Source organism: Enterobacter sp. AN-K1 (assembly GCF_020971765.1).
GTDB classification, from domain to species: Bacteria; Pseudomonadota; Gammaproteobacteria; order Enterobacterales; family Enterobacteriaceae; genus Enterobacter; species Enterobacter hormaechei_C.
The window spans coordinates 1,667,345-1,693,187 of record NZ_CP087390.1 but is presented as its reverse complement, the minus strand read 5'-3'; the positions used below and the strand labels follow the sequence as shown (position 1 = coordinate 1,693,187).

Genomic DNA, 25,843 nt, shown 5'->3' with positions numbered 1-25,843 from the left:
TGAAACCTTTCGTAACTCATGTCCGCCGTTGTGGTGACTTCGTGTTAATCTTACGTTACTACGGTTTCGACACGTCAATAAATGTCATGAAGCGCGAATCCGCCGGGTTTTTTAATCTTAGCGATGATTTCGACGACTCAAGAGAATAAATGACGTTTAAGCCATGAAACAAGCTAAATTCCTGCATAAGACGAGTTTTAACGGGCGTATTTAAAGTGATAATCATAAGATATCTGGTTCGGGAGACGCTGAAGAGCCAACTGGCGATCCTCTTTATCCTCCTTCTGATCTTTTTCTGTCAGAAGCTGGTCAGGATCCTCGGCGCGGCGGTTGATGGCGAAATCCCAACGAATCTGGTGCTTTCCCTGCTCGGGCTTGGCGTGCCGGAAATGGCGCAGCTTATCCTGCCGTTAAGCCTGTTCCTTGGTCTGCTGATGACCCTGGGTAAGCTCTATACCGAAAGTGAAATCACCGTGATGCATGCCTGCGGCCTCAGTAAAGCCGTACTGGTAAAAGCAGCCATGGTGCTGGCGCTGTTTACGGGCATTGTTGCCGCGGTTAACGTCATGTGGGCGGGGCCGACCTCCTCTCGTCATCAGGATGAGGTGCTGGCGGAAGCAAAAGCTAACCCGGGGCTGGCGGCGCTGGCGCAGGGGCAGTTCCAGCAGGCGACCGACGGTAACTCCGTGCTGTTTATCGAAAGCGTCGATGGCAACCGCTTCAATGACGTGTTTCTTGCTCAACTGCGCCCGAAAGGTAACGCTCGGCCTTCTGTGGTGGTGGCGGACTCCGGTCAGCTGTCTCAGCGTAAAGACGGCTCTCAGGTTGTCACGCTGAACAAAGGAACGCGTTTCGAAGGCACGGCTATGCTGCGCGACTTCCGTATTACCGATTTTCAGAACTACCAGGCCATCATTGGCCATCAGGCCGTCGCGCTCGATCCCACGGATACTGAGCAGATGGATATGCGCACCTTAATGAATACCGATACCGATCGTGCGCGTGCTGAACTGCACTGGCGTATCACGCTGGTCTTCACCGTATTTATGATGGCGCTGATGGTGGTTCCGCTGAGCGTGGTAAACCCGCGTCAGGGCCGCGTGCTGTCGATGCTGCCAGCGATGCTGCTGTATCTGGTGTTCTTCCTGCTGCAAACCTCAATCAAGTCTAACGGCGGGAAAGGAAAAATTGACCCGATGCTCTGGACCTGGGTCGTGAATGGTTTGTATCTGCTGCTGGCAGTCGGACTCAACTTGTGGGACACGGTGCCTGTGCGTCGTCTTCGTGCCCGGTTTACGCGTAAAGGAGCCATCTAATGCAGGCGTTTGGCGTACTTGACCGCTATATCGGTAAAACGATTTTCACCACCATCATGATGACCCTGTTCATGCTGGTGTCGCTCTCGGGCATTATCAAATTTGTCGACCAGCTGAAAAAAGCCGGGCAGGGGAGTTACGACGCGTTGGGCGCCGGGATGTACACCCTGCTCAGCGTACCAAAAGATGTGCAGATCTTCTTCCCGATGGCGGCCCTGCTCGGTGCGCTGCTGGGCCTGGGGATGCTGGCTCAGCGTAGCGAGCTGGTGGTGATGCAGGCATCGGGTTTTACCCGTATGCAGGTTGCGCTGTCGGTGATGAAAACCGCGATCCCGCTGGTGCTGTTGACCATGGCGATTGGCGAATGGGTCGCGCCGCAGGGCGAACAGATGGCGCGTAACTACCGTGCTCAGGCTATGTACGGCGGTTCACTGCTCTCCACGCAGCAGGGGTTATGGGCGAAAGATGGTCAGAACTTTGTCTATATCGAACGCGTGAAAGGGGACGATGAACTGGGCGGCGTGAGTATCTATGCCTTCAATAACGATCGTCGTTTACAGTCGGTGCGTTATGCCGCCTCCGCTAAATTTGATGCGAACAACAAGCTTTGGCGGTTATCCCAGGTTGATGAATCTGACCTGACGAACCCGAAACAGATCACCGGTTCGCAGACCGTTAGCGGTACCTGGAAAACCAACCTGACGCCGGACAAGCTTGGGGTGGTAGCGCTCGATCCCGATGCGCTCTCCATCAGCGGTCTGCATAATTACGTGAAGTATCTGAAATCGAGCGGACAGGATGCGGGGCGTTACCAGCTCAACATGTGGAGCAAAATCTTCCAGCCGCTGTCCGTGGCCGTGATGATGCTGATGGCGCTATCGTTCATCTTTGGACCGCTGCGTAGCGTGCCGATGGGGGTTCGCGTGGTAACCGGTATCAGCTTTGGTTTTGTGTTCTACGTCCTCGATCAGATTTTCGGTCCGCTGACGCTGGTGTATGGCATTCCGCCAATTATCGGCGCACTGTTGCCGAGCGCCAGTTTCTTCCTGATCAGCCTCTGGATGCTGCTAAAACGCTCCTGATAAACCTTCTTCCTCGCTCCCGGTTGCCCGGGGGCGAGGCTAATCTCCTGTTTCACCCCGCACTTTTTCTCACAACCTTCAACGCCTCGCCGTGAATTTGAGTATTATTGAGCGATAAAGTCGTGAAGGGATCCTCTATGAAGCAAATTCGAATGCTGGCCCAGTACTACGTCGACCTGATGATGAAGCTCGGGCTGGTGCGTTTTTCCATGCTGCTGGCGCTGGCGCTGGTCGTTCTGGCCATCGTCGTGCAAATGGCCGTGACCATGGTTCTGCATGGTCAGGTCGAGAGCATCGACGTGATCCGCTCTATTTTCTTTGGCCTGCTGATTACCCCATGGGCGGTCTATTTTCTCTCCGTGGTGGTTGAGCAACTGGAAGAGTCCCGACAGCGTTTATCGAAACTGGTGGATAAGCTGGAAGAGATGCGCGAGCGCGATCTCAAACTCAACGTCCAGCTCAAGGACAACATTGCCCAGCTGAATCAGGAAATTTCAGACCGTGAGAAGGCGGAAGCCGAGCGTCAGACCACGCTTGAGCAGCTAAAAGTTGAGATGAAAGAGCGTGAAGTGACGCAGATCCAGCTTGAACAGCAATCCTCTTTCCTGCGCTCGTTCCTCGATGCGTCGCCGGATCTGGTGTTCTACCGTAATGAAGATAAAGAGTTCTCCGGCTGTAACCGGGCCATGGAACTGTTGACCGGGAAAAGCGAAAAGCAGCTGATCCACCTGAAACCTCAGGATGTCTATTCCGAAGAGGCGGCAGCAAAAGTGATGGAGACGGATGAAAAGGTCTTCCGCCATAACGTTTCGCTGACCTATGAGCAGTGGCTGGACTATCCTGACGGGCGCAAAGCCTGCTTTGAGATCCGCAAAGTGCCTTATTACGACCGGGTGGGGAAACGTCATGGTCTGATGGGCTTTGGCCGCGATATCACCGAGCGTAAGCGCTATCAGGATGCGCTGGAGCGCGCCAGCCGGGATAAAACAACCTTCATCTCCACCATCAGCCATGAACTGCGCACCCCGCTGAATGGCATTGTGGGGCTGAGCCGCATTCTGCTGGATACCGAGCTGACCAGCGAGCAGGAAAAATACCTGAAAACGATCCACGTCTCGGCGGTCACGCTGGGTAATATCTTCAATGATATTATCGACATGGATAAGATGGAGCGCCGTAAAGTTCAGCTCGACAACCAGCCGGTTGATTTTACCGGTTTCCTCGCGGACCTGGAAAACCTGTCAGGTTTACAGGCTCAGCAAAAAGGGTTGAGCTTTGTGATGGAGCCAACGCTGCCGTTGCCGCATAAAGTGGTGACGGACGGCACACGTCTGCGGCAGATCCTGTGGAACCTCATCAGCAACGCCGTGAAGTTTACCCAGAAGGGGCAGGTTGCGGTGCGCATTCGCTATGACGAAGGCGACATGCTGCACTTTGAAGTTGAGGACTCGGGTATCGGCATTCCTCAGGAGGAGCAGGATAAGATCTTCGCCATGTATTATCAGGTTAAAGACAGCCACGGCGGTAAACCGGCGACCGGTACGGGCATTGGACTGGCGGTGTCGAAACGTCTGGCGAAAAGTATGGGCGGGGATATCACCGTTGCCAGCCAGCCGGGTAAAGGCTCCACCTTTACGCTTACCGTCCACGCGCCTGCCGTGGCGGAAGAGGTGGAAGATACGTTTGAGAACGACGATATGCCGCTGCCAGCCCTGCACGTCCTGCTGGTGGAAGATATTGAGCTGAACGTCATTGTCGCCCGGTCGGTACTGGAAAAACTCGGTAACAGCGTGGATGTGGCGATGACCGGCAAAGCCGCGCTGGAGATGTTCACGCCGGGCGAGTATGACCTGGTGCTGCTCGATATTCAGCTACCGGACATGACCGGGCTGGATATCTCCCGCGAGCTGACGCGCAAATATGCTCCTGACGAGCTGCCGCCGCTGGTGGCGTTGACCGCAAACGTGTTGAAAGATAAAAAAGAGTATCTCGAGGCCGGTATGGACGATGTGCTCAGCAAGCCGCTGGCGGTACCCGCCCTGACGGCGATGATCAAGAAGTTCTGGGATACCTGTGATGAAGAGGAGAGCACCATGACGTCTGTTGATAGCGCTAAAGCCCAAACGATACTGGATACCGCCATGCTGGAGCAGTATATCGATCTGGTGGGACCAAAACTGATCACCGATGGCCTCGCCGTGTTCGAAAAAATGATGCCGGGCTATCTGAACGTGCTCGAATCCAACCTGACGGCGCGTGACCAGAAGGGCATCGTCGAAGAGGGACATAAAATCAAAGGCGCGGCAGGATCTGTCGGGTTACGCCATCTCCAGCAGCTGGGCCAACAGATTCAGTCTCCTGATTTACCTGCCTGGGAAGATAACGTAGGTGATTGGGTCGAAGAGATGAAACAAGAGTGGCAAAACGATGTGGCAGTGCTGAAAGCCTGGGTGGACGCCAGAAAAAAATGACCCCGGCTATACCGGGGTGCGCGAATACTGCGCCAACACCAGGGAAATCGTGGCTGCGCCTGATTTTTATGGGTTGTTTTCGCATGGACGCCGCCTGAAAATTGAGGCCGCACGCAGATAAGATAGCAAATCTTAAACAGTTTGTTACATGAATCAGTGAAATGTGTGAAGCATAGCGTTTTAATCAGAATTTTTAATGTGCTTCAGCGAGTTGCATAGAAGGATCGTCAGAATGAAAAAGATTGGTGTCGTGCTGAGCGGATGTGGTGTTTACGATGGTTCAGAGATACATGAAACCGTATTAACGCTGCTGGCATTATCGCGCCAGGGAGCAGATGTTATCTGCTTCGCCCCGGATAAAACCCAGGCAGATGTGATTAATCATCTTAACGGCGAGCCAATGGCGGAAAGCCGTAACGTGCTGATTGAAGCGGCGCGTATTGTGCGCGGCGATATTCACCCGCTGGCACAGGCCGATGCCGCTGAACTTGATGCGCTCATCGTGCCGGGCGGTTTTGGCGCGGCGAAAAACCTGAGCACGTTTGCAACGGAAGGCACGGCGTGTCATGTCGATCCCGATTTGAAAGCGCTATCGCTGGCGATGCATGCGGCAGGTAAGCCGCAGGGCTTTATCTGCATTGCGCCGGCCATGCTGCCGAAAATTTTTGATTTCCCGCTGCGGCTCACGATCGGAACCGACATTGATACCGCTGAGATTGTCGAGGATATGGGCGGTGAACACGTGCCATGTCCGGTAGACGACATTGTGGTGGACGAGGACAACAAGATCATCACCACGCCAGCGTATATGCTGGCGCAGAACATCGCCGAGGCTGCCGCAGGCATTGAAAAGCTGGTGGACAGAGTGCTGGTCCTGACCGAATGAGTCGTAAATTCTCCCCCGGCGGGTGGTTAAAACGGATCCTGCTGCGTATTGTGCTGGTCCTGGCTGTGTTCTGGGGCGGCGGTATTGCGCTGTTCAGCATCCTGCCCGTCCCGTTCTCGGCCGTGATGGCAGAGCGGCAGATTAGCGCCTGGCTCTCTGGGGATTTTGGCTATGTTGCCCATTCTGACTGGGTCAGCATGGATGCCATCTCCCCGTGGATGGGGCTGGCGGTCATTGCGGCAGAAGATCAGAAATTCCCGGAGCACTGGGGTTTTGACGTGGCGGCTATCGAGAAGGCGCTGGATCATAATGAACGTCATGAAAACCGCGTCCGCGGCGCGTCAACGCTTTCTCAGCAGACGGTAAAAAACCTGTTCTTATGGGACGGTCGCAGCTGGGTGAGAAAAGGGCTGGAGGCCGGGCTGACGCTGGGGGTCGAGACGGTGTGGAGCAAAAAACGCATTTTAACCGTCTACCTGAATATCGCGGAATTTGGTGACGGCGTATTTGGTGTCGAAGCGGCATCGCAGCGCTATTTTGGCAAGCCCGCCAGCAGGCTGACTATGTCCGAAGCGGCACTGCTTGCCGCCGTGCTGCCGAACCCGCTGCGTTTTAAGGCCAGCGCCCCGTCAGGCTACGTGCGAAGCCGCCAGGCGTGGATTATGCGCCAGATGCGTCAGCTGGGTGGGGAAGGGTTTATGGAGCGAAATAATCTTAGGTAGGGCGGGTAAGCGCAGCGCTACCCGCCGACATGGCGAACGTTAGTCTTCGTCAAACCCGGCGTTGAACAGGGCAATCACTGCCGCCAGCGCTTCTTCTTCCTGCGGGCCGGTGGCTTCAACTTCAATCTGACGGCCTTTGGCAGAATCCAGCATCAGTAGCGCAATCACGCTGTTGGCTTCTGCCTCGGTTCCCTCGTCGTTGCGCAGCAGCACCTCAGCATCAAAACCCTGCATCAGTTCAAACAGCTTCATCGCCGGGCGCGCATGCATGCCCAGCTTGTTGGTGATTTCGACGGTCTGTTTTACGGTCATGTTTTGCGTTTTTCCAGCGTGCGATGGCGGGACTGAACGTTCTTCCCGCGTGAGCGGAAGTAATCGGCCAGCTGTTCGGCAATGTAGACCGAACGATGTTTACCGCCGGTACAGCCAATCGCCACCGTCAGGTAGCTGCGATTGTTTGTTTCCAGCATAGGTAACCATAGCTCAAGGTAGCTTCGCGTCTGGTAGATAAAATTGTGTACTTCTGTGTGTCTGTCGAGGAACGCCGCCACCGGCTTATCCAGACCGGTCATCGGACGCAGTTTCGGATCCCAGTGTGGGTTCGGCAGGAAACGCACATCAAAAACGTAATCCGCATCGATAGGTATGCCGTGCTTAAAGCCGAAGGATTCAAACACCATCGTCAGTTCGCGCTCGCGCTTGCCGAGTAAGCGCGTACGCAGCATTTCCGCCAGCTCGTGGACGGACATTTCGGAGGTGTCGACAATCAGGTCGGCCCGGGAACGCAGCGGCTCAAGCAGATCGCTCTCTTTATCGATGGCGCTTTCCAGCGAAAGATTTTTACTGGAGAGCGGATGCAAACGACGTGTATCGCTGTAGCGACGGATCAGCGTGTTGCGGTCAGCGTCCAGGAACAAGAGCTGAGGCGAGAAGCATTCCGGCAGGCTGTTCATTGCCTGCTCGAAGATTTCCGGCGATTCCGGCATGTTACGCACGTCGATACTGACGGCGGCAGAGATTTGCCTGTCCGCCAGCGTCCGCGCCAGATCGGGTAACAACACTACCGGCAGGTTATCTACACAGTAAAATCCCATGTCTTCCAGCGCGCGCAGGGCCACGGACTTCCCGGACCCCGAACGACCGCTGACGATCATCAGCACCATGTTCCGTTTCTCCTCAGGGCAGCCGTTCTGAAGGCCCTTTCCCGATTATGCCTCATCCTGATTGCCTTCTGCTTCAGTGATAATTTGATAAAGCTCTTCATCACTTTGGGCTGAGCGCAGTCGACGACAAATGGTTTTATCCGCCAGACGTTTGGCAACCAGCGACAGCGTGTGCAGGTGGGTTTTGGTCTGATCGGCAGGAACCAGCAGCGCGAAAAGCAGATCCACAGGCTGGTTATCGATGGCGTCAAAAGCGATAGGCGTTTCCAGTTGCACAAACACCCCCACGGCACGCAGCGTATCTTCTTCCAGCTTGCCATGCGGGATCGCAATGCCATTGCCGATGCCGGTACTGCCCATTTTTTCACGGGTCAGAATGGCTTCAAACACGATCTGCGGCGGCAGACCCAGCTGTTTTGCGGCCAGCTCACTGATGATTTCCAGCGCACGTTTTTTGCTCTGGCAGTGAACGCCACTGCGGGTACAATCCTGGTTAAGGACATTGCTCAGTTGAAGAGCGGAATCGTTGTTTATCATAATTTCACCTAAGCGCTAACTGTACAAATGGCCTGTTGTGTTTCACAACAGGCCGTCCTGCACCCGTTAACTGCCCGGACAATTAGTGTTGTTTCAGTTTATCTTTATGTTTATTGAGCTGTCTCGCAAGCTTATCAATCAAGCCGTCGATAGCCGCGTACATGTCTTGCCCTTCCGCACTGGCATGGAGTTCCCCTCCGTTGACGTGCAGGGTCGCATCCGAGATATGCGTCACTTTCTCCACTTTCAACACAACATAGACCTGGTTGATCCTCTCGAAATACTGCTCGAGTTTCGCAAACTTAGTGTTTACAAAATCGCGTAAAGCCTCAGTAATCTCGACGTTATGTCCGGTGATATTGAGCTGCATAGTGTCTTCCTTATCGGTTGTGTCAAACCAGTTGTTTACGCTGGTTAGACGGCGGAATGGATAAAGACTCTCGATACTTCGCGACAGTACGACGTGCCACCATAATACCCTGATCGGACAGCATGGTGGTTAACTTACTGTCACTGAGTGGCTTCGCGGGGTTCTCCGCGGCGATCAACTTCTTCACCAGTGCGCGAATAGCCGTTGACGAGGCCTCGCCGCCGCCTTCGGTGTTCACGTGGCTGGAGAAGAAATACTTAAGCTCAAAAATACCGCGTGGGCTGTGCAGATATTTCTGCGTGGTCACGCGGGAAATGGTTGATTCATGCATCTCGACGGCCTGGGCGATGTCTGCCAGCACCATCGGTTTCATAAACTCTTCGCCCTGCTCAAAGAACGCCTGCTGCTGTTCGACAATACAGCGGCTGACGCGCAGCAGCGTGTCATTACGGCTCTCCAGGCTCTTGATCAACCAGCGTGCTTCCTGAAGGTTGCTGCGAATGTATTGATTATCAGCGTCATTACGTGCGCTGGTGCACATGGAGGCGTATTGCTGGTTGATTTGCAGGCGAGGAATGCTGTCGGCATTCAGTTCAACGACCCAGCGGCCATTGTGTTTTCTCACCAGCACATCGGGGATGACATATTCCGGTTCACTGGTCTGGATCGACTGCCCCGGACGCGGATCGAGCGACTGGATCAGATTCACCGCTTCCTTCAGCACCTCTTCTTTCAGGCGCGTGACGCGCATCAGGGTGCGGAAGTCATGATTCGCCAGCAGATCCAGATGATCGCTGATGATGAGCCGGGCTTCGTCAATCCACGGTGTCTCTTTGGCAAACTGCGAAAGTTGGATCAGAAGGCAGTCGCGCAGATCTTTCGCGGCGACGCCAATCGGGTCGAAGCGCTGAACGCGTTTCAGGACGGCTTCAATCTCTTCCAGTTCAATCTCGTCATTGCCGATGCTTTCCAGAATCTCGTCCAGCGTCACGGTCAAATAGCCCGTGTCGTCAACGGCATCGACAATCGAGGTGGCAATGGCGCGATCGGTATCGGAGAAAGGGGTCAGCTCTACCTGCCACATCAGGTAGTCCTGAAGCGACTGGGTGGTTTCGCCCTGGTAGACCGGGAGTTCATCGTCCTGGTAGTCTGCACGTGTCCCGGAAGGGGTACCCGCGGTGTAGATTTCGTCCCAGCTGGCATCCAGCGGCAGTTCGTCCGGCATCTCTTTCTGTTCAAGCGCATCTACGGAGTCGAGCGTTTCTGTGTCCTGCGTCTGCTGGGCGTCTACCTCGTCATGAAGATCGGTTTGCTCCAGCAGCGGATTGCTGTCCAGCGCCTGCTGGAGCTCCTGCTGGAGTTCTAACGTGGACAGCTGCAACAGACGGATTGCCTGCTGTAGCTGCGGCGTCATGGCCAGTTGCTGGCTGAGCCGTAATTGCAAACCTTGCTTCATGTTCAGAGCGTTTTTCTCCGGTTCGGCGTGACTTAACCTCTACCCTATCAGAGTCTGAAGTCTTCCCCAAGGTACACGCGCTTAACATGCTCATCTTCGAGGATTTGCTGCGGCGTACCGTGGGCAATCAGATGGCCCTGGCTCACTATGTAGGCGCGCTCACACACGGCCAGCGTTTCACGAACGTTGTGGTCCGTGATCAGTACGCCAAGCCCGCTGTCGCGCAGGTGCTCAATGATACGTTTGATATCGATAACGGAGATGGGGTCAACGCCCGCAAACGGTTCATCCAGCAGGATGAATTTTGGGTTTGCTGCCAGCGCGCGCGCAATCTCAACGCGGCGGCGTTCACCACCGGACAGCGCCTGGCCGAGGCTGTCACGCAGATGTTCGATATGAAACTCTTCCATCAGCTCGTTCGCACGGTCAGAGCGCTGCTCGCTGGTCAGATCGTCACGGATCTGGAGCACGGCCATCAGGTTGTCGAACACGCTTAAGCGGCGGAAAATAGACGCTTCCTGCGGCAAATAGCCGATGCCACGACGCGCGCGGGCATGCAGCGGCAGCAGGCTGATATCTTCATCATCGATGATGATGTTGCCGGCGTCACGCGGGACGATGCCCACCACCATGTAGAAGGTCGTGGTTTTACCCGCCCCGTTAGGGCCAAGCAAACCCACGATTTCGCCGGAGTTGACGGTCAGACTGACATCTTCGACGACGCGGCGGCCCTTATACGCTTTCGCGAGGTTTTTTGCAGTTAAAGTTGCCATAACGAATTAGTTACTCTTTTTCTGTGCCGGAGCCTGACCGTTGTTCTTGTCCTGCAACTGCGAAGGCACAAGCACGGTCGTGACGCGTTTGCCTTTTTCACTGGAGGCCTGCATTTTCTGCTCTTTCACCAGATAGGTGATCTTGTCGCCTTTGATATTGCTGTCCAGCTGTTCCAGGTAAGCATTACCGGTCAGGATGACCAGATCCTTCGCCAGTTCATAGTGCATATGCGAGGCATGGCCTTTCACCGGCTTGCCGTTGTCCTGCATCTGGTAGAAGGTGGCCGGGTTGCCATAACCATCGATAATCTCTTTGCCCTGCTCGCCGCCCGGACGGGTAACGACCACTTTGTCGGCGTTGATTTTAATGGTGCCCTGGGTCATGACGACGTTGCCGGTAAAGGTGACGACGTTACCCTGCATATCCAGAGACTGGGTATCGGATTCAATATGAATCGGCTGTTCGGTGTCGCCAGTCACAGCAAGCGCGGGAAGACTGGCCGCCAGCAGCGCGCTGGCGATAACAACTTTAAGGCTGAGTTTGTTTGTTTTGAATTTCATAGGAGGTTCTAACCTTTTCAATCAGCTCGGCGTTTTTGCTGCGTAAGTTCCCGCGCATTCTTAAACCGCTGGAATTAAATGTTGTGCCATACAGGGTGACTAGATCCTGCGACGTGACATCCTGGGTGACCAGGTTGATCTGGGCGTTATCCGTCGTAATTTTTCGCAGTTGCGCGTCAGCGGTCAGGGCGTTGACTTCAACGTGACCATACAGGTAAAGCATACGGTCATTTGTCAGTTTTGCCCGGTCAGACTTGATAGACCACGTCGGCACTTTGTCCGTATCAAAGGTGGTCATGACCGGTTGGGTAAACCACGAGGTACCGTCATCTGAAAAATATTCTACATGCTGAGCAACGAGGCGATAGTTCAGCGCGCCTTCCGGGCTATAGACCACGGTGTCGCTGTGATCGCTTTTGTAGGTCGGGTCGCTCGTGTTAACCACTTCCGCTTGCGTATCATCGCGGTCAGCGAGGTTGACGCCAATCAGTACCAGGGCGACAAGCGCAAGCAGAATGATAACCCAACGTCTGGTTTTACTCATATCGATTGCCCTTTCGCCTCATCAAGCTTGCCCTGCGACAGCAGAAGCAGATCGCAGACTTCACGGACGGCGCCGCGGCCACCGTGAATATGGGTAACGTAATCAGCACGCGGGATCAGCAGCGGGTGCGCGTCAGCCACGGCGATGCTCAGACCCACCTCCGCCATCACTGGCCAGTCGATCAAATCATCCCCGACGTATGCCACATTCTCTGGTGCAATGGCCAGTTTTCCCAGCAGATCCCGGAAAGCTACCATCTTATCAGACTGCCCCTGATAGAGATGGGTAATGCCCAGCGTTTCACACCGATCTTCTACCAGTTTAGCTTTCCGCCCGGTGATGATTGCAACTTCAATTCCGGACGTGAGCGCACAGCGGATACCGTAACCGTCGCGAACGTTAAAGGCTTTCAGCTCTTCGCCGTTATTGCCCATATAAATCAGACCGTCGGAGAGCACACCATCCACATCGAGGATCAGCAGGCGGATATTTTCCGCCTTTGCCATCATGTGGGCGCTCACCGGGCCATAACAGGTTGCAAGGGATGCACCCGCATTACTCATTGTCTTATCCTTCATTACACTACGCCAGCGCGCAGCAGATCATGCATATGTACCACACCCAGCAGTTGGTCGCCATCGGCAACCATCACTGAGGTAATATGACGGGACTGCATCAGGTTCAGCACATCTACCGCCAGCGTGCCCGGACGGACGCGGATCCCGCCTGGCGTCATCACATCAGCAATGCCCAGCGTTCGGACATCCACACCCATATCGAATACCCGGCGCAGGTCGCCGTCGGTGAAAATGCCCTGAATCTTCATCAGATCGTCGCAGATAACCGTCATGCCCAGGTTTTTACGGGTGATCTCCAGTAACGCGTCGCGCAAAGAGGCCTCTTTGCTCACGTGCGGGATCTCATCTCCGGTGTGCATAATATCGTTAACCCGCAGCAGCAGTTTGCGCCCGAGCGCGCCGCCGGGATGAGACAGGGCAAAATCTTCAGGCGTAAAACCGCGGGCTTCCAGCAGCGCAACGGCAAGGGCATCGCCCATCACCAGCGCGGCGGTTGTGCTGGAGGTCGGCGCCAGCCCCAGCGGACAGGCTTCTTTAGGCACTTTCACGCACAGGTGAATATCCGCCGCACGCGCCATGCTGCTTTCCGGTCGGCTGGTCATGCAAATCAGCGGTACGTGCAGACGCTTCAGTACCGGGATCAACGCCAGGATTTCATTCGATTCCCCGGAGTTGGACAGCGCAATAACCACGTCCTGCGGCGTAACCATGCCGAGGTCACCGTGCGCGGCTTCACCGGGATGAACGAAGAATGACGACGTGCCGGTACTGGCAAAGGTCGCCGCCATTTTGCGTCCGATATGGCCGGATTTGCCCATCCCCATCACCACGACTTTGCCGGCACAGTAGAACATCTTCTCACAGGCCAGACTAAAATCCTGATTAATGTACTGATCTAACTGCGCCAGACCTTCACGTTCAATCTCCAGAACGTCTTTGCCTGCTTTCTGAAAGTCAAAACCCGGCTGCAATTCTATTTGCGACATAATGCGTTTCCGTTTACCCAGAGAGAAGAGGCGAAAGCCAGTACAGCATCGCCAGCCATACGATAAATCCACCCGTCAGCAGCGCGCCTGCGCCTTTGCCGATCTGCTCTTTTCGCCGCCAGCAGAGCAGGGCGAAAATCACGCTGACCAGCAGCATCACACCGTAATCGCGCGTGAAAACCATAGGGTTAAACGGCCCCGGCGAGATTAGCGCCGGCAGCCCTGTCACGATTGCGATATTGAAAATATTCGAGCCGATGATATTGCCGATGGCGATATCATCTTCCCCTTTACGCGCCCCGGCGATGGCGGTGGCCAGCTCTGGCAGGCTGGTGCCGATGGCGATTACCGTCAGACCGATTGTCAGTTCGCTCATCGCAAACGCGTGCGCCAGCACCGTCGCGTTATCGACCACCATCCGCGTGGCCATTGGCATGATGATTAGCGCGACGCCCAACCACAGCAGGGCGACGGGTAAGGTCCCTTCCCGGGGCAGCTCGGCGAGATGCTCACGCGTGAGGCTATCGTTACCCTGTTTTTCCGCCAGACGTGCGATCTTCACGCTGTAAAGCAACCAGATCACGGCCAGGGCGAGCAGGAATATACCGTCACCGACGCTCAGCACCCCGTCATAAAGTACGTAGCCTGCCAGCAGACTGACGACTAACATTAACGGCAATTCCCGGCGCAAAACATCAGAATGCACGCGAAATGGATGCAGTAATGCGGCTAAGCCTAAAATCAGTAAGATATTGACGATGTTAGAGCCAATCGCGGTGCCGATAGCGAGGTCGACCTGCCCATGCAGCGAGGCTGAAACAGAAACGATGATTTCAGGAAGCGATGTGCCTACACTGACCACCGTCATGCCGATAATGATGGGCGGCATGCCAATGAGTCGACAGAGAATGGATGCGGCAAAGACCAAACGGTCAGCACTGTAGACCACCAACAGTAAACCAATTATTAACAGTGCTGTTGCTAAAAGCATCAAAAGTCCTTTCTTCAGGTATACTCGCTGGTCCACTGCGCACGAATGTTGGCGCCAGATGAAGTCTGAGACGTAACGAATTCCTAATTTTGACTTTATGCGCCGGAAAAGTAAAACAAATGCCAGCTTTCGCTAACCCCAATAGTGAATATTCTGTAAAAATGCGGGGTTTAGGGCTGATTTACGCTTCATGCCAGCCGTGAAGCAAGGTAAGTAAGGAACCATAAATGAGCCAAACGATGGCGAATATAGTCGATGTCCGGGGCGTCAGTTTTTCTCGCGGCAACCGGTTAATATTTGATGATATTTCGCTGACCGTGCCGCGCGGTAAAATCACCGCCATCATGGGGCCGTCAGGGATCGGTAAAACCACGTTGCTGCGTCTTATCGGCGGGCAAATCCCCCCTGACAGCGGCGAAATTCTCTTCGACGGCGAAAATGTCCCGGCGATGTCTCGCTCGCGCCTCTACACGGTTCGCAAACGGATGAGCATGCTCTTTCAGTCGGGCGCGCTGTTCACGGATATGAACGTTTTTGACAACGTGGCCTATCCGTTGCGTGAGCACACCCATCTTCCTCCTGAGCTGTTGCACAGTACGGTGATGATGAAGCTTGAAGCCGTGGGGCTGCGGGGGGCTGCGAAACTCATGCCGTCCGAACTCTCGGGTGGGATGGCGCGCCGCGCCGCGCTGGCGCGTGCTATTGCCCTGGAACCCGATTTAATCATGTTCGATGAACCGTTCGTCGGGCAGGACCCCATCACCATGGGCGTGCTGGTGAAGTTAATTTCGGAGCTGAACAGCGCCCTTGGCGTCACCTGCGTGGTGGTTTCCCACGACGTGCCGGAAGTGCTGAGTATCGCTGATTACGCCTATATTGTGGCTGACAAAAAGATCGTCGCCCACGGCAGCGCGCAGGCGTTGCAGGAGAATGGCGATCCACGCGTGCGGCAGTTCCTGGACGGTATCGCAGATGGGCCGGTGCCTTTCCGCTATCCGGCGGGCGACTATCATGACGATTTACTCGGAATAGGGAGTTAAGCCACTCATGCTGTTAAATGCGTTGGCGGGTCTTGGACACCGTGGCCTAAAAACCATCAGTACGTTCGGGCGTGCCGGATTAATGTTGTTCAACGCGCTGGTCGGCAAACCGGAGTTCCGCAAGCATGCGCCGTTACTGGTACGGCAGCTTTATAACGTCGGCGTGCTGTCGATGCTTATCATCATCGTGTCGGGTCTGTTTATTGGCATGGTGCTGGGGTTGCAGGGGTATCTGGTGCTGACAACCTACAGCGCGGAAACCAGCCTTGGCATGCTGGTGGCGCTCTCGCTGCTGCGTGAACTCGGGCCGGTGGTTGCCGCGCTGCTGTTCGCCGGGCGTGCCGGGTCAGCGTTGACGGCGGAAATTGGCCTGATGCGCGCCACCGAGCAGCTCTCCAGTATGGAGATGATGGCAGTCGATCCGCTGCGCCGGGTAATCTCGCCGCGCTTCTGGGCCGGGGTTATCTCCTTGCCGTTACTGACTATCCTCTTTGTGGCGGTAGGTATCTGGGGAGGCGCGCTGGTTGGCGTTAACTGGAAAGGCATTGATGCCGGATTCTTCTGGTCTGCCATGCAGGACGCCATCGATCTGCGGATGGATCTGGTGAACTGTCTGATCAAGAGCGTGGTTTTCGCTGTGACGGTTACCTGGATTGCGTTGTTTAATGGTTACGATGCCATTCCGACGTCGGCGGGCATTAGCCGTGCAACGACGCGTACTGTCGTACATTCGTCGCTGGCCGTTTTAGGTCTGGATTTTGTGCTCACCGCACTGATGTTTGGGAATTGAGTTCATGCAAACGAGAAAAAATGAAATTTGGGTTGGCGTGTTTCTGCTTCTGGCGCTGCTGGCCGCGCTGTTCATCTGCCTGCGAGCGGCGGACATCACCTCTGTTCGCGCCGAGCCGACGTATCGTGTCTACGCGACTTTCGATAACATCGGCGGCCTGAAAGCGCGCTCACCGGTGCGTATTGGTGGCGTCGTTATCGGACGTGTCGCTGACATTACGCTTGATGAGAAAACCTATCTGCCGCGCGTCGCGATGGATATCGAAGAGCGCTATAACCACATTCCGGACACCAGCTCGCTTTCTATCCGCACCTCTGGCCTGCTGGGGGAGCAATATCTGGCCCTTAACGTTGGTTTTGAAGATCCTGAGCTGGGAACGACTATCCTTAAAGACGGTAGCGTAATCCAGGATACCAAGTCAGCGATGGTGCTGGAAGATATGATTGGTCAGTTCCTTTACAACAGTAAAGGGGATGATAAAAAGTCTGACGATGCCCCTGCGCAGAGTGAAGACCACACCAACGTCGAACCGACGCCAGGCGCGACGAATTAATTTCAGGAGAAGTCATTCATGTTTAAACGACTGTTAATGGTTGCCATGCTGGTCATTGCCCCTCTTACCGCGGCGCACGCTGCGGATCAGAGTAACCCGTACAAACTGATGGATGAGGCCGCGAAGAAAACCTTCGACCGTCTTAAAAACGAACAGCCAAAAATCCGTTCTAACCCTGATTATCTGCGTGATGTGGTGGATCAGGAACTGCTGCCGTATGTGCAGATCAAGTATGCGGGCGCACTGGTGCTGGGCCGTTACTACAAAGATGCGACCCCTGCACAGCGCGAGGCTTACTTTGCGGCGTTCCGTGAATACCTGAAACAGGCTTACGGCCAGGCGCTGGCGATGTACCACGGGCAGACCTATCAGATTGCCCCTGAACAGCCGCTGGGCGATGCCACTATCATTCCTATTCGCGTGACGATTATCGATCCAAACGGTCGTCCACCGGTTCGTCTGGACTTCCAGTGGCGTAAAAACAGCCAGACCGGAAACTGGCAGGCGTACGACATGATCGCTGAAGGCGTCAGCATGATCACCACTAAACAGAACGAGTGGAGCGATCTGCTGCGCACTAAAGGCATCGATGGCCTGACGGCTCAGCTTCAGTCCATCTCTCGTCAGAAAATTACCCTGGACGAGAAGAAGTAATGTCACAGCAGCTTAGCTGGGCGCGTGACGGCGAGACGTTGACGCTGACGGGAGAGCTGGATCAGGATCTGCTTAACCCGCTGTGGGACGCTCGCCATAACGCGATGCAGGGCGTGACGCTGATTGATCTCCATGGCGTTACGCGGGTAGATACCGCCGGTATCGCCCTGCTGGCGCACCTGGTGGCCACGGGCAAAAAGCAGGGGAGCAGCGTTACCCTGACGGGGGTAAGCGATAACGTGATTACCCTTGCACAGCTTTACAATTTGCCCGAAGACGTATTACCTCGCTAATTTTTTCAGTACGTTACTTCTGAAAGCCCCGACAGTTTACGCGTCGGGGCTTTTTGCTTGTTTAAGACCGCGCCACTTTGCTCTAAGATGTTGAGCTTGTTTTCACTATCAGATGATGTAGACCCCATGGAAAATAATGAAATCCAGACTGTGCTGATGAATGCACTCTCCCTTCAGGAAGCCCACGTCTCTGGCGATGGCAGTCACTTCCAGGTTATTGCTGTGGGTGAGATGTTCGACGGAATGAGTCGCGTGAAGAAACAGCAGGCTGTGTACGCGCCGCTGATGGAATACATTGCGGATAACCGCATCCACGCCCTGTCGATTAAAGCGTTCACCCCACAGGAGTGGGCACGCGATCGCAAACTAAACGGTTTTTGAGCTGAGGGCGAAACGCCCGCAGCACGGTTGAATTTATAAGAGAGCAAACGATGGATAAATTTCGTGTACAGGGACCCACGCGTCTCCAGGGCGAAGTCACAATTTCTGGCGCTAAAAACGCCGCGCTGCCCATTCTTTTCGCTGCGCTGCTCGCAGAAGAGCCGGTAGAGATCCAGAACGTACCGAAGCTGAAAGATATCGACACGACCATGAAGTTGCTCGGCCAGTTGGGCACCAAAGTGGAGCGTAACGGTTCCGTCTGGATCGATGCCAGCAACGTGAACAACTTCTCAGCGCCGTATGAGCTGGTGAAAACCATGCGTGCTTCCATTTGGGCGCTTGGTCCGCTGGTGGCGCGTTTCGGTCAGGGACAGGTTTCACTGCCGGGCGGATGCGCTATCGGCGCGCGTCCCGTTGACCTGCATATCTTCGGCCTGGAAAAACTCGGCGCGGAGATCAAGCTGGAAGAGGGTTACGTTAAAGCGTCCGTCAATGGTCGTCTGAAAGGCGCGCACATTGTCATGGACAAAGTGAGCGTGGGCGCAACGGTCACCATCATGTCGGCTGCTACGCTGGCAGAAGGCACTACCATCATCGAAAACGCCGCCCGTGAGCCGGAGATCGTGGATACCGCGAACTTCCTGGTCGCGCTGGGGGCGAAGATCAGCGGGCAGGGCACAGACCGTATCACCATCGAAGGCGTTGAACGTCTGGGTGGTGGTGTGTATCGCGTACTGCCAGATCGTATCGAAACCGGTACCTTCCTGGTGGCCGCGGCCATTTCTGGCGGTAAGATTGTCTGCCGTAACGCCCAGCCGGATACCCTGGATGCGGTGCTGGCGAAACTGCGCGATGCGGGTGCGGATATCGAAATCGGTGAAGACTGGATCAGCCTCGATATGCACGGGCAGCGTCCTAAAGCCGTTAACGTGCGTACTGCGCCACATCCGGCATTCCCGACGGATATGCAGGCACAGTTCACGCTGTTGAACCTGGTGGCCGAAGGCACGGGCTTCATCACGGAAACTATCTTCGAAAACCGTTTCATGCACGTACCGGAACTGATCCGTATGGGTGCGCATGCTGAGATTGAAAGCAACACGGTAATTTGCCACGGCGTTGAAAAACTGTCCGGTGCGCAGGTGATGGCGACCGATCTGCGCGCGTCTGCGAGCCTCGTATTGGCAGGTTGTATTGCGGAAGGGACTACCGTTGTCGATCGTATCTACCACATCGATCGTGGATACGAGCGTATTGAGGACAAACTGCGCGCGCTGGGTGCAAATATCGAGCGTGTGAAGGGCGAGTAATCGTTCCGGCACCCCCCTGCCATAACAGGCCGGGGGATTGCTGTTCCTGTCAATCCTGGTGCATCAGTCCTGATGTGCTTTCTTCGTTTTGCCCTGGCGCATCATGCGCGTTCTGTCGATAAATTCATGGGTAATAGGATCGTGGTAGCGTGACGGCCATATCACCCACGGATGCGTATCCAGCGCCGTCGCGATAATCAGTTCCCCCTTCGGCCATGGGCGGGTCAGGGCGTTTGCCAGCGTCGACGAGCTTAGCCCATGACGACGTGATTCGGCAGCCAGCGATGTTCCTTTTTTACGCAGTGCCGCAATAATGTCAGCAGAATGCCAGTCGATGAATTTTGTATCCATAATGCTGTCCTTGTGTTCGTTATCGTCCACGTCGTTTCGTGTGAAAAGACAGCATTACTATACTCACTTCGAACATGTGTTCTAAAAAGTTCATGTTACGAGAAGCAATATTCAGAATAAGGCACGGCTTTATACATGCGGCCTGTAACCCGATGGGCTTACGCGGAAATGTAATTTATTGGTGTGTACTGGAATCTCCCTGCGTGGGCGCAGGGAGATGAGGAGGGGATTATCGATCGCGCTGGACGGCGATGTGCGCGAGGCCGATTAGCGCATCACGCCATGGGCTGTCGGGAATGACCTGAATGGCGGCGATGGCTTTGTCCGCTTCTTCTTCAGCGCGCTGACGCGTCCATTCCAGGGAGCCGCAGATAGCCATTGTTTCCAGTACCGGTTCCAGAAGATGGCGTCCATTTCCCTGCTCGATAGCCTCCCGTATCATTTTCGCCTGCTCTGGTGTGCCATTGCGCATCGCGTGGAGCAGCGGCAGCGTTGGCTTGCCTTCGTTCAGGTCATCGCCGACGTTTTTACCGAGCGTTTCGCCATCCGCGCTGTAGTCCAGCAAATCATCAATCAGCTGGAACGCGGTGCCGAGATAACGGCCATAGTCCTGAAGGCCCTTTTCCTGAGCTTCGCTACAGCCTGCCAGAATGCCGGAGCATTGCGCGGCGGCTTCGAACAGACGTGCGGTCTTGCTGTAAATCACCCGCATATAGTTTTCTTCGGTGATGTCCGGGTCGTTGACGTTCATCAGCTGTAGGACTTCACCTTCAGCGATAACGTTCACGGCTTCTGACATCACTTCCAGCACCTTCAGCGAGCCAAGGCTGGTCATCATCTGGAAGGCGCGGGTATAGATAAAATCGCCTACCAGAACGCTTGCCGCATTACCAAACGCGGCGTTGGCGGTGGCTTTTCCACGACGCATGTCTGATTCATCCACAACATCGTCGTGAAGCAGGGTGGCGGTGTGGATAAATTCGATCAGCGCCGCGATCGTGACGTGGGCATTTCCCTGATAGCCAACCGCGCGTGCGGCCAGAATGGCAATCATCGGACGAATACGTTTACCGCCGCCGCTGACGATGTAATAGCCCAACTGATTGATCAGCTGAACGTCAGAGTTGAGTTGCTCCAGGATTGCTGCATTCACACCCGCCATATCTTGCGCGGTTAACTCATTGATTTTTTCTAAATTCATCGCAAAAGCCGGGCTTTTTATCCTGTTTATCCCACACGAGATGGGTACACAAAGGGTTTCGGTTTATAAATAGTATTGCTGATTGTACTGAAAAAACGGCTCAGATAAACGTTACCGTACGTGTTGTGTTTTTTTTCTTCATGTATTGATGGTAGCACTTGTCAAAGGCTCGCGTTTTGCGTAATATTCGCGCCCTATTGTGAATATTTATAGCGCACTCTGAATCATACGAGGATGTGCGCGGAAGCGGAGTTTATATGTACGCGGTTTTCCAAAGTGGTGGTAAACAACACCGAGTAAGCGAAGGTCAGACCGTTCGCCTGGAAAAGCTGGACATCGCAACTGGCGAATCTGTTGAGTTCGCTGAAGTTCTGATGATCGCAAACGGTGAAGAAGTCAAAATCGGCGTTCCTTTCGTTGATGGCGGCGTTATCAAAGCTGAAGTTGTTGCTCACGGTCGTGGCGAGAAAGTTAAAATCGTTAAGTTTCGTCGTCGTAAACACTATCGTAAGCAGCAGGGCCACCGTCAGTGGTTCACTGATGTGAAAATTACTGGCATCAGCGCCTAAGACCTGAGGAGAGATTTAAATGGCACATAAAAAGGCTGGCGGCTCCACACGTAACGGTCGCGATTCAGAAGCTAAACGCCTGGGCGTTAAGCGTTTCGGTGGCGAATCCGTTCTGGCGGGTAGCATCATCGTTCGTCAGCGTGGCACCAAGTTCCACGCGGGTACCAACGTAGGTTGCGGTCGTGACCACACTCTGTTTGCTAAAGCAGACGGTAAAGTGAAATTTGAAGTTAAAGGCCCGAACAACCGTAAATACATCAGCATCGTTGCTGAGTAAGGTTTTCTCGGTCCGGTAACGGATTAAAGCCCCGCAACGTGTTGCGGGGCTTTTTACATTGGAAACCCGGAAAATTTTCTGTAGGGAAAACGGGCATGAAGCAGCAGGCCGGCATGGGTATTCTTTTGGCGCTCACTACCGCAATGTGCTGGGGTGCGCTGCCAATTGCAATGAAGCAGGTACTGGAAGTCATGGAGCCACCGACGGTGGTGTTTTATCGCTTCCTGATGGCAAGCATAGGCCTGGGCGCCATTCTGGCCGTCAAAGGTAAGCTGCCACCGCTGCGCATCTTCCGAAAACCGCGTTGGCTGGTGTTACTGGCTATCGCGACGGGCGGTCTGTTCGGTAACTTCATTCTGTTCAGCTCTTCCCTGCAATATCTTAGCCCTACAGCGTCGCAGGTGATTGGTCAGCTTTCACCGGTCGGCATGATGGTCGCCAGCGTATTCATCCTCAAGGAGAAGATGCGCGGCACGCAGATCATCGGGGCAAGCATGCTGCTTTGCGGGCTGGTGATGTTCTTTAACACCAGCCTGATTGAGATTTTTACCCGCCTGACGGATTACACCTGGGGTGTCATTTTTGGGGTGGGTGCAGCAACGGTCTGGGTGAGTTATGGCGTCGCGCAAAAGGTGTTATTGCGCCGTCTTGCCTCACAGCAGATCCTCTTTTTGCTGTACACTTTGTGTACACTGGCATTATTGCCTTTAGCGAAGCCGGGTGTAATTACCCAGCTCAGCGACTGGCAACTGGCGTGCCTCATTTTTTGTGGGCTGAATACGCTGGTCGGTTATGGCGCTCTGGCTGAAGCCATGGCGCGCTGGCAGGCAGCACAGGTGAGCGCCTTAATCACGCTTACCCCGCTGTTTACGCTGTTATTTTCAGATTTGTTATCAATGGCCTGGCCCGATGTCTTCGTCAAGCCGATGCTCAACCTGTTGGGTTATCTCGGTGCGTTTGTCGTGGTTGCGGGCGCGATGTATTCCGCCATTGGTCATCGTCTTTGGGGGCGTTGGCGCAAAAATGAAGCGGTTGTAATAGTCCCCCGCTCAGGCGAATGAGTTACGGAGAGTAAAATGAAGTTTGTTGATGAAGCGACGATTCTGGTCGTGGCAGGTGATGGCGGTAACGGTTGTGTAAGCTTCCGCCGTGAAAAATATATTCCTCGTGGCGGTCCTGACGGCGGTGACGGTGGGGACGGTGGCGACGTGTGGCTGGAGGCGGATGAAAACCTCAACACGCTGATCGACTACCGTTTCGAAAAATCTTTCCGCGCCGAGCGTGGCCAGAACGGCCAGAGCCGCGACTGTACCGGTAAACGCGGTAAAGACGTGACGATCAAAGTGCCGGTGGGTACGCGTGTCATCGATCAGGGCACGGGCGAAACCATGGGTGATATGACCAAACACGGTCAGCGCCTGATGGTGGCGAAAGGCGGCTGGCATGGTCTGGGTAACAGCCGTTTCAAATCTTCCGTTAACCGTACCCCGCGTCAGAAAACCATGGGTACCCCGGGTGATAAGCGCGACCTGCAACTGGAACTGATGCTGCTGGCGGATGTGGGGATGCTGGGTATGCCAAACGCCGGTAAATCGACGTTTATCCGTGCGGTCTCTGCGGCGAAACCCAAAGTAGCGGATTATCCGTTTACGACGCTGGTGCCGAGCCTGGGCGTTGTCCGTATGGATAACGAGAAGAGCTTTGTGGTCGCTGACATCCCGGGTCTGATTGAAGGGGCAGCAGAAGGCGCCGGTCTGGGTATTCGCTTCCTGAAGCACCTTGAGCGTTGTCGCGTACTGTTGCACCTCATCGACATCGATCCAATCGACGGTTCCGATCCGGTTGAAAACGCCCGTATTATTATCGGCGAGCTGGAGAAATACAGTGAAAAACTGGCGCAAAAACCGCGCTGGCTGGTATTTAACAAGATCGACCTGATGGATAAAGCGGAAGCTGAAGCGAAAGCTAAAGCGATTGCCGACGCGATGGGTTGGGAAGATAAGTACTATCTGATCTCTGCCGCCAGCCAGGTTGGCGTGAAAGATCTCTGCTGGGATGTGATGACCTTTATCATCGAGAATCCGGTTGTTCAGGCAGAAGAGGCGAAACAGCCTGAAAAAGTCGAATTCATGTGGGATGACTACCACCGCCAGCAACTCGAAGAGCTGGAAGCGGAAGAAGATGATGAAGACTGGGACGATGACTGGGATGAAGACGACGAAGAAGGCGTCGAGTTCATCTACAAGCACTAACCCTGTATAAAGCCCCTTAACGGGGCTTTTTTTTATCCTATTTTCGCCGGTAACCAACAGCTGGCGATGAGGCCGCCCTCAGCGCCGTTCTCCAGCGTTAAATGGCCATGATGGAGCTGTACGATACGCTGTACGATGCTCAGCCCAAGGCCGCTGCCGCCGTAGCGCTGGTCGAGACGTCGGAAAGGTTCGGTGATCGACTGGCGGTGCGCCTCATCAATACCCGGCCCCTGATCGGTAACGCTCACCCGGGTACCGCCCTCCGTCGCTGTTAATGCCACTTCAATGGTTGTGCCTGCCGGGCTGTAGCGGGCGGCATTCTCCAGAAGGTTCCTTAGCATCAGACGTAACAGGACGGCGTCCCCCTGTACCGTCAGCGCGCTGTGGGCCGGCCATATTACCGTATGCTCTTTGGCTTCATGCTCCAGACTGAGCGGAGCAATGATCGTTTCTGTCCAGTTCACGGTATCGTAATGGCCGCTGGCCATCGCCTGTCCGGCACGCGCCAGCATCAGCAGCTGTTCCACCGTGTGCATCAGCTGATCGATACGGCTTATCAGTGGCGTGGCCTGCGGGGAACCGGACTGAGCCATCAGTTCCAGATGGAGCCTGATCCCCGCAAGCGGCGTACGTAACTCGTGTGCCGCATCGGCGGTAAACAGGCGTTCCTGTTGAATAGTGTGGTCCAGCCGGGCGAGGAGTTGATTGAGCGACGTGGTCACAGCGCCTATCTCTTCCATATCGGAATACATCGGCAGGGGAGTCAGATTATCCGCCGAACGGTTCGCAAGGCTGGCGCGAAGTTTGTTGAGTGGTCGGGTGATCCAGGTGACGGCCCAAAATGAGAAGAGCAGGGTAAAACCGACCATCACCAGAGAAGGGACCAGCAGGGAGGCAATGGCTTCGCGGATCTCTTTTTCGACATGGTTGTTGCGCGCTTTGGCGGACAACGTTTCGTTCACCAAAAAACCGATCTGCTCGCGGCTCTCATGCCACAGCCAGACAACGCTAATGAGTTGAAAAAATAGCAGAATAACCGCCAGCAACACCATTAATCGCCGGCGCATACTGTTCATTTCTGGCTCTCCAGACGGTAACCCACGCCGCGTACGGTTTTGATGCGATCTTTACCGAGCTTGCGCCGCAGATTATGAATGTGAACTTCAAGCGTGTTTGATCCTGGATCGTCCTGCCAGGAGTAGATGTCCTGTTGCAGCGTTTCGCGGTGCACGGTCTGCCCGCTGCGCATGATCAGGCGCGTCAGCAGAGCGAACTCTTTTGGCGTCACTTCCACAGGCTGAGACTGGCGCAGCACCTGCTGAGTTTGCAGATTGAGGGTGATATCTCCGTCCGTCAGCAGGTTGTCGCTGTGGCCCTGATAGCGGCGGATCAACGCCCGTACGCGAGCCTGTAGCTCGGCAAGGGCGAAGGGTTTTACCAGATAATCGTCAGCGCCAGAATCCAGCCCGTTAATTCTGTCTTCAATGGCATCGCGGGCGGTGAGAATCAAGACGGGATTCTCAACCCCGCGACGACGCCACTGGCAGAGTAGCGTCGCGCCGTCTTTATCCGGCAGCCCTAAATCCAGGATCACGAGGCTGTATTCACCGCTCTGGATCAGGGCATCTGCTTCAGCGGCCGTGGTGGCACAATCCAGGGCGTAGCCTTCATTCCCCAGCGCCAGCGCTAACCCTTCCTGCAATAACAGATCGTCTTCAACTATCAGTAGTTTCATC

General features: G+C 54.8%; 31 protein-coding genes. 16 read left to right on the top strand and 15 right to left on the bottom strand.

Annotation, left to right across the window (positions count from 1 at the left end):
- Positions 1-215 precede the first annotated feature (215 nt).
- The 5 genes from lptF to mtgA all read left to right on the top strand — a co-directional run bounded on the left by lptF (position 216) and on the right by mtgA (position 6,477).
- Positions 216-1,316, top strand: a complete 1,101-nt coding sequence (gene lptF, locus LOC22_RS08155; RefSeq protein WP_032669096.1) for an LPS export ABC transporter permease LptF — start codon at positions 216-218, stop codon at positions 1,314-1,316.
- Complete coding sequence (gene lptG / locus LOC22_RS08150; protein WP_001147540.1) at positions 1,316-2,398, top strand: LPS export ABC transporter permease LptG; 1,083 nt, start codon at positions 1,316-1,318, stop codon at positions 2,396-2,398. The genes lptF and lptG overlap by 1 nt, the downstream gene beginning before the upstream one ends.
- Positions 2,399-2,535: 137 nt before the next feature.
- The gene (gene arcB / locus LOC22_RS08145) at positions 2,536-4,869 is read left to right on the top strand and encodes an aerobic respiration two-component sensor histidine kinase ArcB (RefSeq protein ID WP_017382727.1); all 2,334 of its coding nucleotides are present in this window, start codon (positions 2,536-2,538) and stop codon (positions 4,867-4,869) included.
- A gap of 232 nt (positions 4,870-5,101) precedes the next feature.
- Positions 5,102-5,755, top strand: coding sequence for an isoprenoid biosynthesis glyoxalase ElbB (gene elbB, locus LOC22_RS08140; protein WP_032655241.1), 654 nt, complete (start codon positions 5,102-5,104; stop codon positions 5,753-5,755).
- Complete coding sequence (gene mtgA, locus LOC22_RS08135; RefSeq protein WP_015571986.1) at positions 5,752-6,477, top strand: monofunctional biosynthetic peptidoglycan transglycosylase; 726 nt, start codon at positions 5,752-5,754, stop codon at positions 6,475-6,477. The genes elbB and mtgA overlap by 4 nt, the downstream gene beginning before the upstream one ends.
- 39 nt (positions 6,478-6,516) lie before the next feature.
- Here the strand turns inward: mtgA and npr are convergent, their stop codons facing one another.
- The 11 genes from npr to LOC22_RS08080 form a co-directional block, all read right to left on the bottom strand.
- Positions 6,517-6,789: a PTS phosphocarrier protein NPr gene (gene npr / locus LOC22_RS08130; RefSeq protein WP_003861872.1), complete on the bottom strand. Its 273-nt coding sequence runs from the start codon at positions 6,787-6,789 to the stop codon at positions 6,517-6,519.
- Positions 6,786-7,640: an RNase adapter RapZ gene (gene rapZ, locus LOC22_RS08125; protein ID WP_003861870.1), complete on the bottom strand. Its 855-nt coding sequence runs from the start codon at positions 7,638-7,640 to the stop codon at positions 6,786-6,788. Before rapZ ends, npr begins: the two co-directional genes overlap by 4 nt.
- A 45-nt stretch (positions 7,641-7,685) precedes the next feature.
- Positions 7,686-8,177 (bottom strand): PTS IIA-like nitrogen regulatory protein PtsN, encoded by a 492-nt coding sequence (ptsN, locus tag LOC22_RS08120; RefSeq protein WP_003861869.1) that lies wholly within the window; start codon positions 8,175-8,177, stop codon positions 7,686-7,688.
- Between the two features lie 82 nt (positions 8,178-8,259).
- Entirely contained in the window at positions 8,260-8,547 is a 288-nt protein-coding gene (hpf, locus tag LOC22_RS08115) for a ribosome hibernation promoting factor (RefSeq protein WP_003861866.1), read from the bottom strand.
- Positions 8,548-8,569: 22 nt separating this feature from the next.
- On the bottom strand, positions 8,570-10,003 hold the full coding sequence (gene rpoN, locus LOC22_RS08110; RefSeq protein WP_023295498.1) for an RNA polymerase factor sigma-54: 1,434 nt from the start codon (positions 10,001-10,003) through the stop codon (positions 8,570-8,572).
- A 47-nt stretch (positions 10,004-10,050) separates the two neighbouring features.
- Complete coding sequence (lptB, locus tag LOC22_RS08105; protein ID WP_023304493.1) at positions 10,051-10,776, bottom strand: LPS export ABC transporter ATP-binding protein; 726 nt, start codon at positions 10,774-10,776, stop codon at positions 10,051-10,053.
- Between the two features lie 6 nt (positions 10,777-10,782).
- Entirely contained in the window at positions 10,783-11,337 is a 555-nt protein-coding gene (lptA, locus tag LOC22_RS08100) for a lipopolysaccharide ABC transporter substrate-binding protein LptA (RefSeq protein ID WP_006812136.1), read from the bottom strand.
- The gene (gene lptC / locus LOC22_RS08095) at positions 11,306-11,881 is read right to left on the bottom strand and encodes an LPS export ABC transporter periplasmic protein LptC (protein WP_015571983.1); all 576 of its coding nucleotides are present in this window, start codon (positions 11,879-11,881) and stop codon (positions 11,306-11,308) included. Before lptC ends, lptA begins: the two co-directional genes overlap by 32 nt.
- A complete protein-coding gene (gene kdsC, locus LOC22_RS08090; RefSeq protein WP_017693909.1) occupies positions 11,878-12,444 on the bottom strand; it encodes a 3-deoxy-manno-octulosonate-8-phosphatase KdsC in 567 nt (188 codons plus the stop codon). Before kdsC ends, lptC begins: the two co-directional genes overlap by 4 nt.
- A 14-nt stretch (positions 12,445-12,458) precedes the next feature.
- The gene (kdsD, locus tag LOC22_RS08085; protein ID WP_003861853.1) at positions 12,459-13,445 is read right to left on the bottom strand and encodes an arabinose-5-phosphate isomerase KdsD; all 987 of its coding nucleotides are present in this window, start codon (positions 13,443-13,445) and stop codon (positions 12,459-12,461) included.
- 13 nt (positions 13,446-13,458) lie between these two features.
- Entirely contained in the window at positions 13,459-14,436 is a 978-nt protein-coding gene (locus LOC22_RS08080) for a calcium/sodium antiporter (RefSeq protein ID WP_126340367.1), read from the bottom strand.
- Positions 14,437-14,663: 227 nt separating this feature from the next.
- Between LOC22_RS08080 and mlaF the strand changes: the two genes are divergently transcribed.
- The 7 genes from mlaF (at position 14,664) to murA (ending at position 19,457) form a co-directional block, all read left to right on the top strand.
- A complete protein-coding gene (gene mlaF / locus LOC22_RS08075) occupies positions 14,664-15,476 on the top strand; it encodes a phospholipid ABC transporter ATP-binding protein MlaF (RefSeq protein WP_017382730.1) in 813 nt (270 codons plus the stop codon).
- 7 nt (positions 15,477-15,483) lie between these two features.
- Positions 15,484-16,266, top strand: coding sequence for a lipid asymmetry maintenance ABC transporter permease subunit MlaE (gene mlaE, locus LOC22_RS08070; RefSeq protein WP_003861848.1), 783 nt, complete (start codon positions 15,484-15,486; stop codon positions 16,264-16,266).
- Positions 16,267-16,270: 4 nt separating this feature from the next.
- Complete coding sequence (gene mlaD, locus LOC22_RS08065; RefSeq protein WP_006812131.1) at positions 16,271-16,819, top strand: outer membrane lipid asymmetry maintenance protein MlaD; 549 nt, start codon at positions 16,271-16,273, stop codon at positions 16,817-16,819.
- Positions 16,820-16,837: 18 nt separating this feature from the next.
- On the top strand, positions 16,838-17,473 hold the full coding sequence (gene mlaC / locus LOC22_RS08060; RefSeq protein ID WP_006812130.1) for a phospholipid-binding protein MlaC: 636 nt from the start codon (positions 16,838-16,840) through the stop codon (positions 17,471-17,473).
- Entirely contained in the window at positions 17,473-17,766 is a 294-nt protein-coding gene (mlaB, locus tag LOC22_RS08055; protein ID WP_003861843.1) for a lipid asymmetry maintenance protein MlaB, read from the top strand. Before mlaC ends, mlaB begins: the two co-directional genes overlap by 1 nt.
- Before the next feature lie 126 nt (positions 17,767-17,892).
- Positions 17,893-18,147 (top strand): BolA family iron metabolism protein IbaG, encoded by a 255-nt coding sequence (ibaG, locus tag LOC22_RS08050; RefSeq protein ID WP_003861840.1) that lies wholly within the window; start codon positions 17,893-17,895, stop codon positions 18,145-18,147.
- 50 nt (positions 18,148-18,197) lie between these two features.
- A complete protein-coding gene (murA, locus tag LOC22_RS08045) occupies positions 18,198-19,457 on the top strand; it encodes a UDP-N-acetylglucosamine 1-carboxyvinyltransferase (RefSeq protein ID WP_006812128.1) in 1,260 nt (419 codons plus the stop codon).
- 63 nt (positions 19,458-19,520) lie between these two features.
- Here the strand turns inward: murA and sfsB are convergent, their stop codons facing one another.
- Positions 19,521-19,808, bottom strand: a complete 288-nt coding sequence (sfsB, locus tag LOC22_RS08040; RefSeq protein WP_020480545.1) for a DNA-binding transcriptional regulator SfsB — start codon at positions 19,806-19,808, stop codon at positions 19,521-19,523.
- 229 nt (positions 19,809-20,037) lie between these two features.
- A complete protein-coding gene (ispB, locus tag LOC22_RS08035) occupies positions 20,038-21,009 on the bottom strand; it encodes an octaprenyl diphosphate synthase (protein WP_006812126.1) in 972 nt (323 codons plus the stop codon).
- A gap of 257 nt (positions 21,010-21,266) precedes the next feature.
- On the opposite strand from ispB, the gene rplU reads away from it, so the two are divergent.
- From rplU to cgtA, 4 genes are all read left to right on the top strand, one after another.
- Positions 21,267-21,578, top strand: a complete 312-nt coding sequence (rplU, locus tag LOC22_RS08030; RefSeq protein WP_003025032.1) for a 50S ribosomal protein L21 — start codon at positions 21,267-21,269, stop codon at positions 21,576-21,578.
- Between the two features lie 19 nt (positions 21,579-21,597).
- Positions 21,598-21,855: a 50S ribosomal protein L27 gene (gene rpmA / locus LOC22_RS08025; RefSeq protein ID WP_003861831.1), complete on the top strand. Its 258-nt coding sequence runs from the start codon at positions 21,598-21,600 to the stop codon at positions 21,853-21,855.
- A gap of 95 nt (positions 21,856-21,950) precedes the next feature.
- Positions 21,951-22,916, top strand: coding sequence for a DMT family transporter (locus tag LOC22_RS08020; protein ID WP_015571979.1), 966 nt, complete (start codon positions 21,951-21,953; stop codon positions 22,914-22,916).
- Positions 22,917-22,931: 15 nt separating this feature from the next.
- Complete coding sequence (gene cgtA / locus LOC22_RS08015) at positions 22,932-24,107, top strand: Obg family GTPase CgtA (RefSeq protein ID WP_006812124.1); 1,176 nt, start codon at positions 22,932-22,934, stop codon at positions 24,105-24,107.
- A gap of 32 nt (positions 24,108-24,139) precedes the next feature.
- Here cgtA and pmrB read toward each other — a convergent pair whose 3' ends face one another.
- Positions 24,140-25,183 carry a two-component system sensor histidine kinase PmrB gene (gene pmrB / locus LOC22_RS08010; RefSeq protein ID WP_017382733.1) on the bottom strand — a complete coding sequence of 348 codons (1,044 nt, stop codon included), beginning with the start codon at positions 25,181-25,183 and terminating at the stop codon, positions 24,140-24,142.
- Positions 25,180-25,842, bottom strand: a complete 663-nt coding sequence (gene pmrA / locus LOC22_RS08005; RefSeq protein WP_015571977.1) for a two-component system response regulator PmrA — start codon at positions 25,840-25,842, stop codon at positions 25,180-25,182. The genes pmrB and pmrA overlap by 4 nt, the downstream gene beginning before the upstream one ends.
- Position 25,843: the final 1 nt, after the last annotated feature.

Excerpts from the sequence above, each read along its gene's own strand:
- lptG (WP_001147540.1), top strand. The coding sequence starts at position 1,316 with ATGCAGGCGTTTGGCGTACTTGACCGCTATATCGGTAAAACGATTTTC.
- arcB (WP_017382727.1), top strand. The coding sequence starts at position 2,536 with ATGAAGCAAATTCGAATGCTGGCCCAGTACTACGTCGACCTGATGATG.
- elbB (WP_032655241.1), top strand. The coding sequence starts at position 5,102 with ATGAAAAAGATTGGTGTCGTGCTGAGCGGATGTGGTGTTTACGATGGT.
- mtgA (WP_015571986.1), top strand. The coding sequence starts at position 5,752 with ATGAGTCGTAAATTCTCCCCCGGCGGGTGGTTAAAACGGATCCTGCTG.
- npr (WP_003861872.1), bottom strand. The coding sequence starts at position 6,789 with ATGACCGTAAAACAGACCGTCGAAATCACCAACAAGCTGGGCATGCAT.
- rapZ (WP_003861870.1), bottom strand. The coding sequence starts at position 7,640 with ATGGTGCTGATGATCGTCAGCGGTCGTTCGGGGTCCGGGAAGTCCGTG.
- ptsN (WP_003861869.1), bottom strand. The coding sequence starts at position 8,177 with ATGATAAACAACGATTCCGCTCTTCAACTGAGCAATGTCCTTAACCAG.
- hpf (WP_003861866.1), bottom strand. The coding sequence starts at position 8,547 with ATGCAGCTCAATATCACCGGACATAACGTCGAGATTACTGAGGCTTTA.
- rpoN (WP_023295498.1), bottom strand. The coding sequence starts at position 10,003 with ATGAAGCAAGGTTTGCAATTACGGCTCAGCCAGCAACTGGCCATGACG.
- lptB (WP_023304493.1), bottom strand. The coding sequence starts at position 10,776 with ATGGCAACTTTAACTGCAAAAAACCTCGCGAAAGCGTATAAGGGCCGC.
- lptA (WP_006812136.1), bottom strand. The coding sequence starts at position 11,337 with ATGAAATTCAAAACAAACAAACTCAGCCTTAAAGTTGTTATCGCCAGC.
- lptC (WP_015571983.1), bottom strand. The coding sequence starts at position 11,881 with ATGAGTAAAACCAGACGTTGGGTTATCATTCTGCTTGCGCTTGTCGCC.
- kdsC (WP_017693909.1), bottom strand. The coding sequence starts at position 12,444 with ATGAGTAATGCGGGTGCATCCCTTGCAACCTGTTATGGCCCGGTGAGC.
- kdsD (WP_003861853.1), bottom strand. The coding sequence starts at position 13,445 with ATGTCGCAAATAGAATTGCAGCCGGGTTTTGACTTTCAGAAAGCAGGC.
- LOC22_RS08080 (WP_126340367.1), bottom strand. The coding sequence starts at position 14,436 with ATGCTTTTAGCAACAGCACTGTTAATAATTGGTTTACTGTTGGTGGTC.
- mlaF (WP_017382730.1), top strand. The coding sequence starts at position 14,664 with ATGAGCCAAACGATGGCGAATATAGTCGATGTCCGGGGCGTCAGTTTT.
- mlaE (WP_003861848.1), top strand. The coding sequence starts at position 15,484 with ATGCTGTTAAATGCGTTGGCGGGTCTTGGACACCGTGGCCTAAAAACC.
- mlaD (WP_006812131.1), top strand. The coding sequence starts at position 16,271 with ATGCAAACGAGAAAAAATGAAATTTGGGTTGGCGTGTTTCTGCTTCTG.
- mlaC (WP_006812130.1), top strand. The coding sequence starts at position 16,838 with ATGTTTAAACGACTGTTAATGGTTGCCATGCTGGTCATTGCCCCTCTT.
- mlaB (WP_003861843.1), top strand. The coding sequence starts at position 17,473 with ATGTCACAGCAGCTTAGCTGGGCGCGTGACGGCGAGACGTTGACGCTG.
- ibaG (WP_003861840.1), top strand. The coding sequence starts at position 17,893 with ATGGAAAATAATGAAATCCAGACTGTGCTGATGAATGCACTCTCCCTT.
- murA (WP_006812128.1), top strand. The coding sequence starts at position 18,198 with ATGGATAAATTTCGTGTACAGGGACCCACGCGTCTCCAGGGCGAAGTC.
- sfsB (WP_020480545.1), bottom strand. The coding sequence starts at position 19,808 with ATGGATACAAAATTCATCGACTGGCATTCTGCTGACATTATTGCGGCA.
- ispB (WP_006812126.1), bottom strand. The coding sequence starts at position 21,009 with ATGAATTTAGAAAAAATCAATGAGTTAACCGCGCAAGATATGGCGGGT.
- rplU (WP_003025032.1), top strand. The coding sequence starts at position 21,267 with ATGTACGCGGTTTTCCAAAGTGGTGGTAAACAACACCGAGTAAGCGAA.
- rpmA (WP_003861831.1), top strand. The coding sequence starts at position 21,598 with ATGGCACATAAAAAGGCTGGCGGCTCCACACGTAACGGTCGCGATTCA.
- LOC22_RS08020 (WP_015571979.1), top strand. The coding sequence starts at position 21,951 with ATGAAGCAGCAGGCCGGCATGGGTATTCTTTTGGCGCTCACTACCGCA.
- cgtA (WP_006812124.1), top strand. The coding sequence starts at position 22,932 with ATGAAGTTTGTTGATGAAGCGACGATTCTGGTCGTGGCAGGTGATGGC.
- pmrB (WP_017382733.1), bottom strand. The coding sequence starts at position 25,183 with ATGAACAGTATGCGCCGGCGATTAATGGTGTTGCTGGCGGTTATTCTG.
- pmrA (WP_015571977.1), bottom strand. The coding sequence starts at position 25,842 with ATGAAACTACTGATAGTTGAAGACGATCTGTTATTGCAGGAAGGGTTA.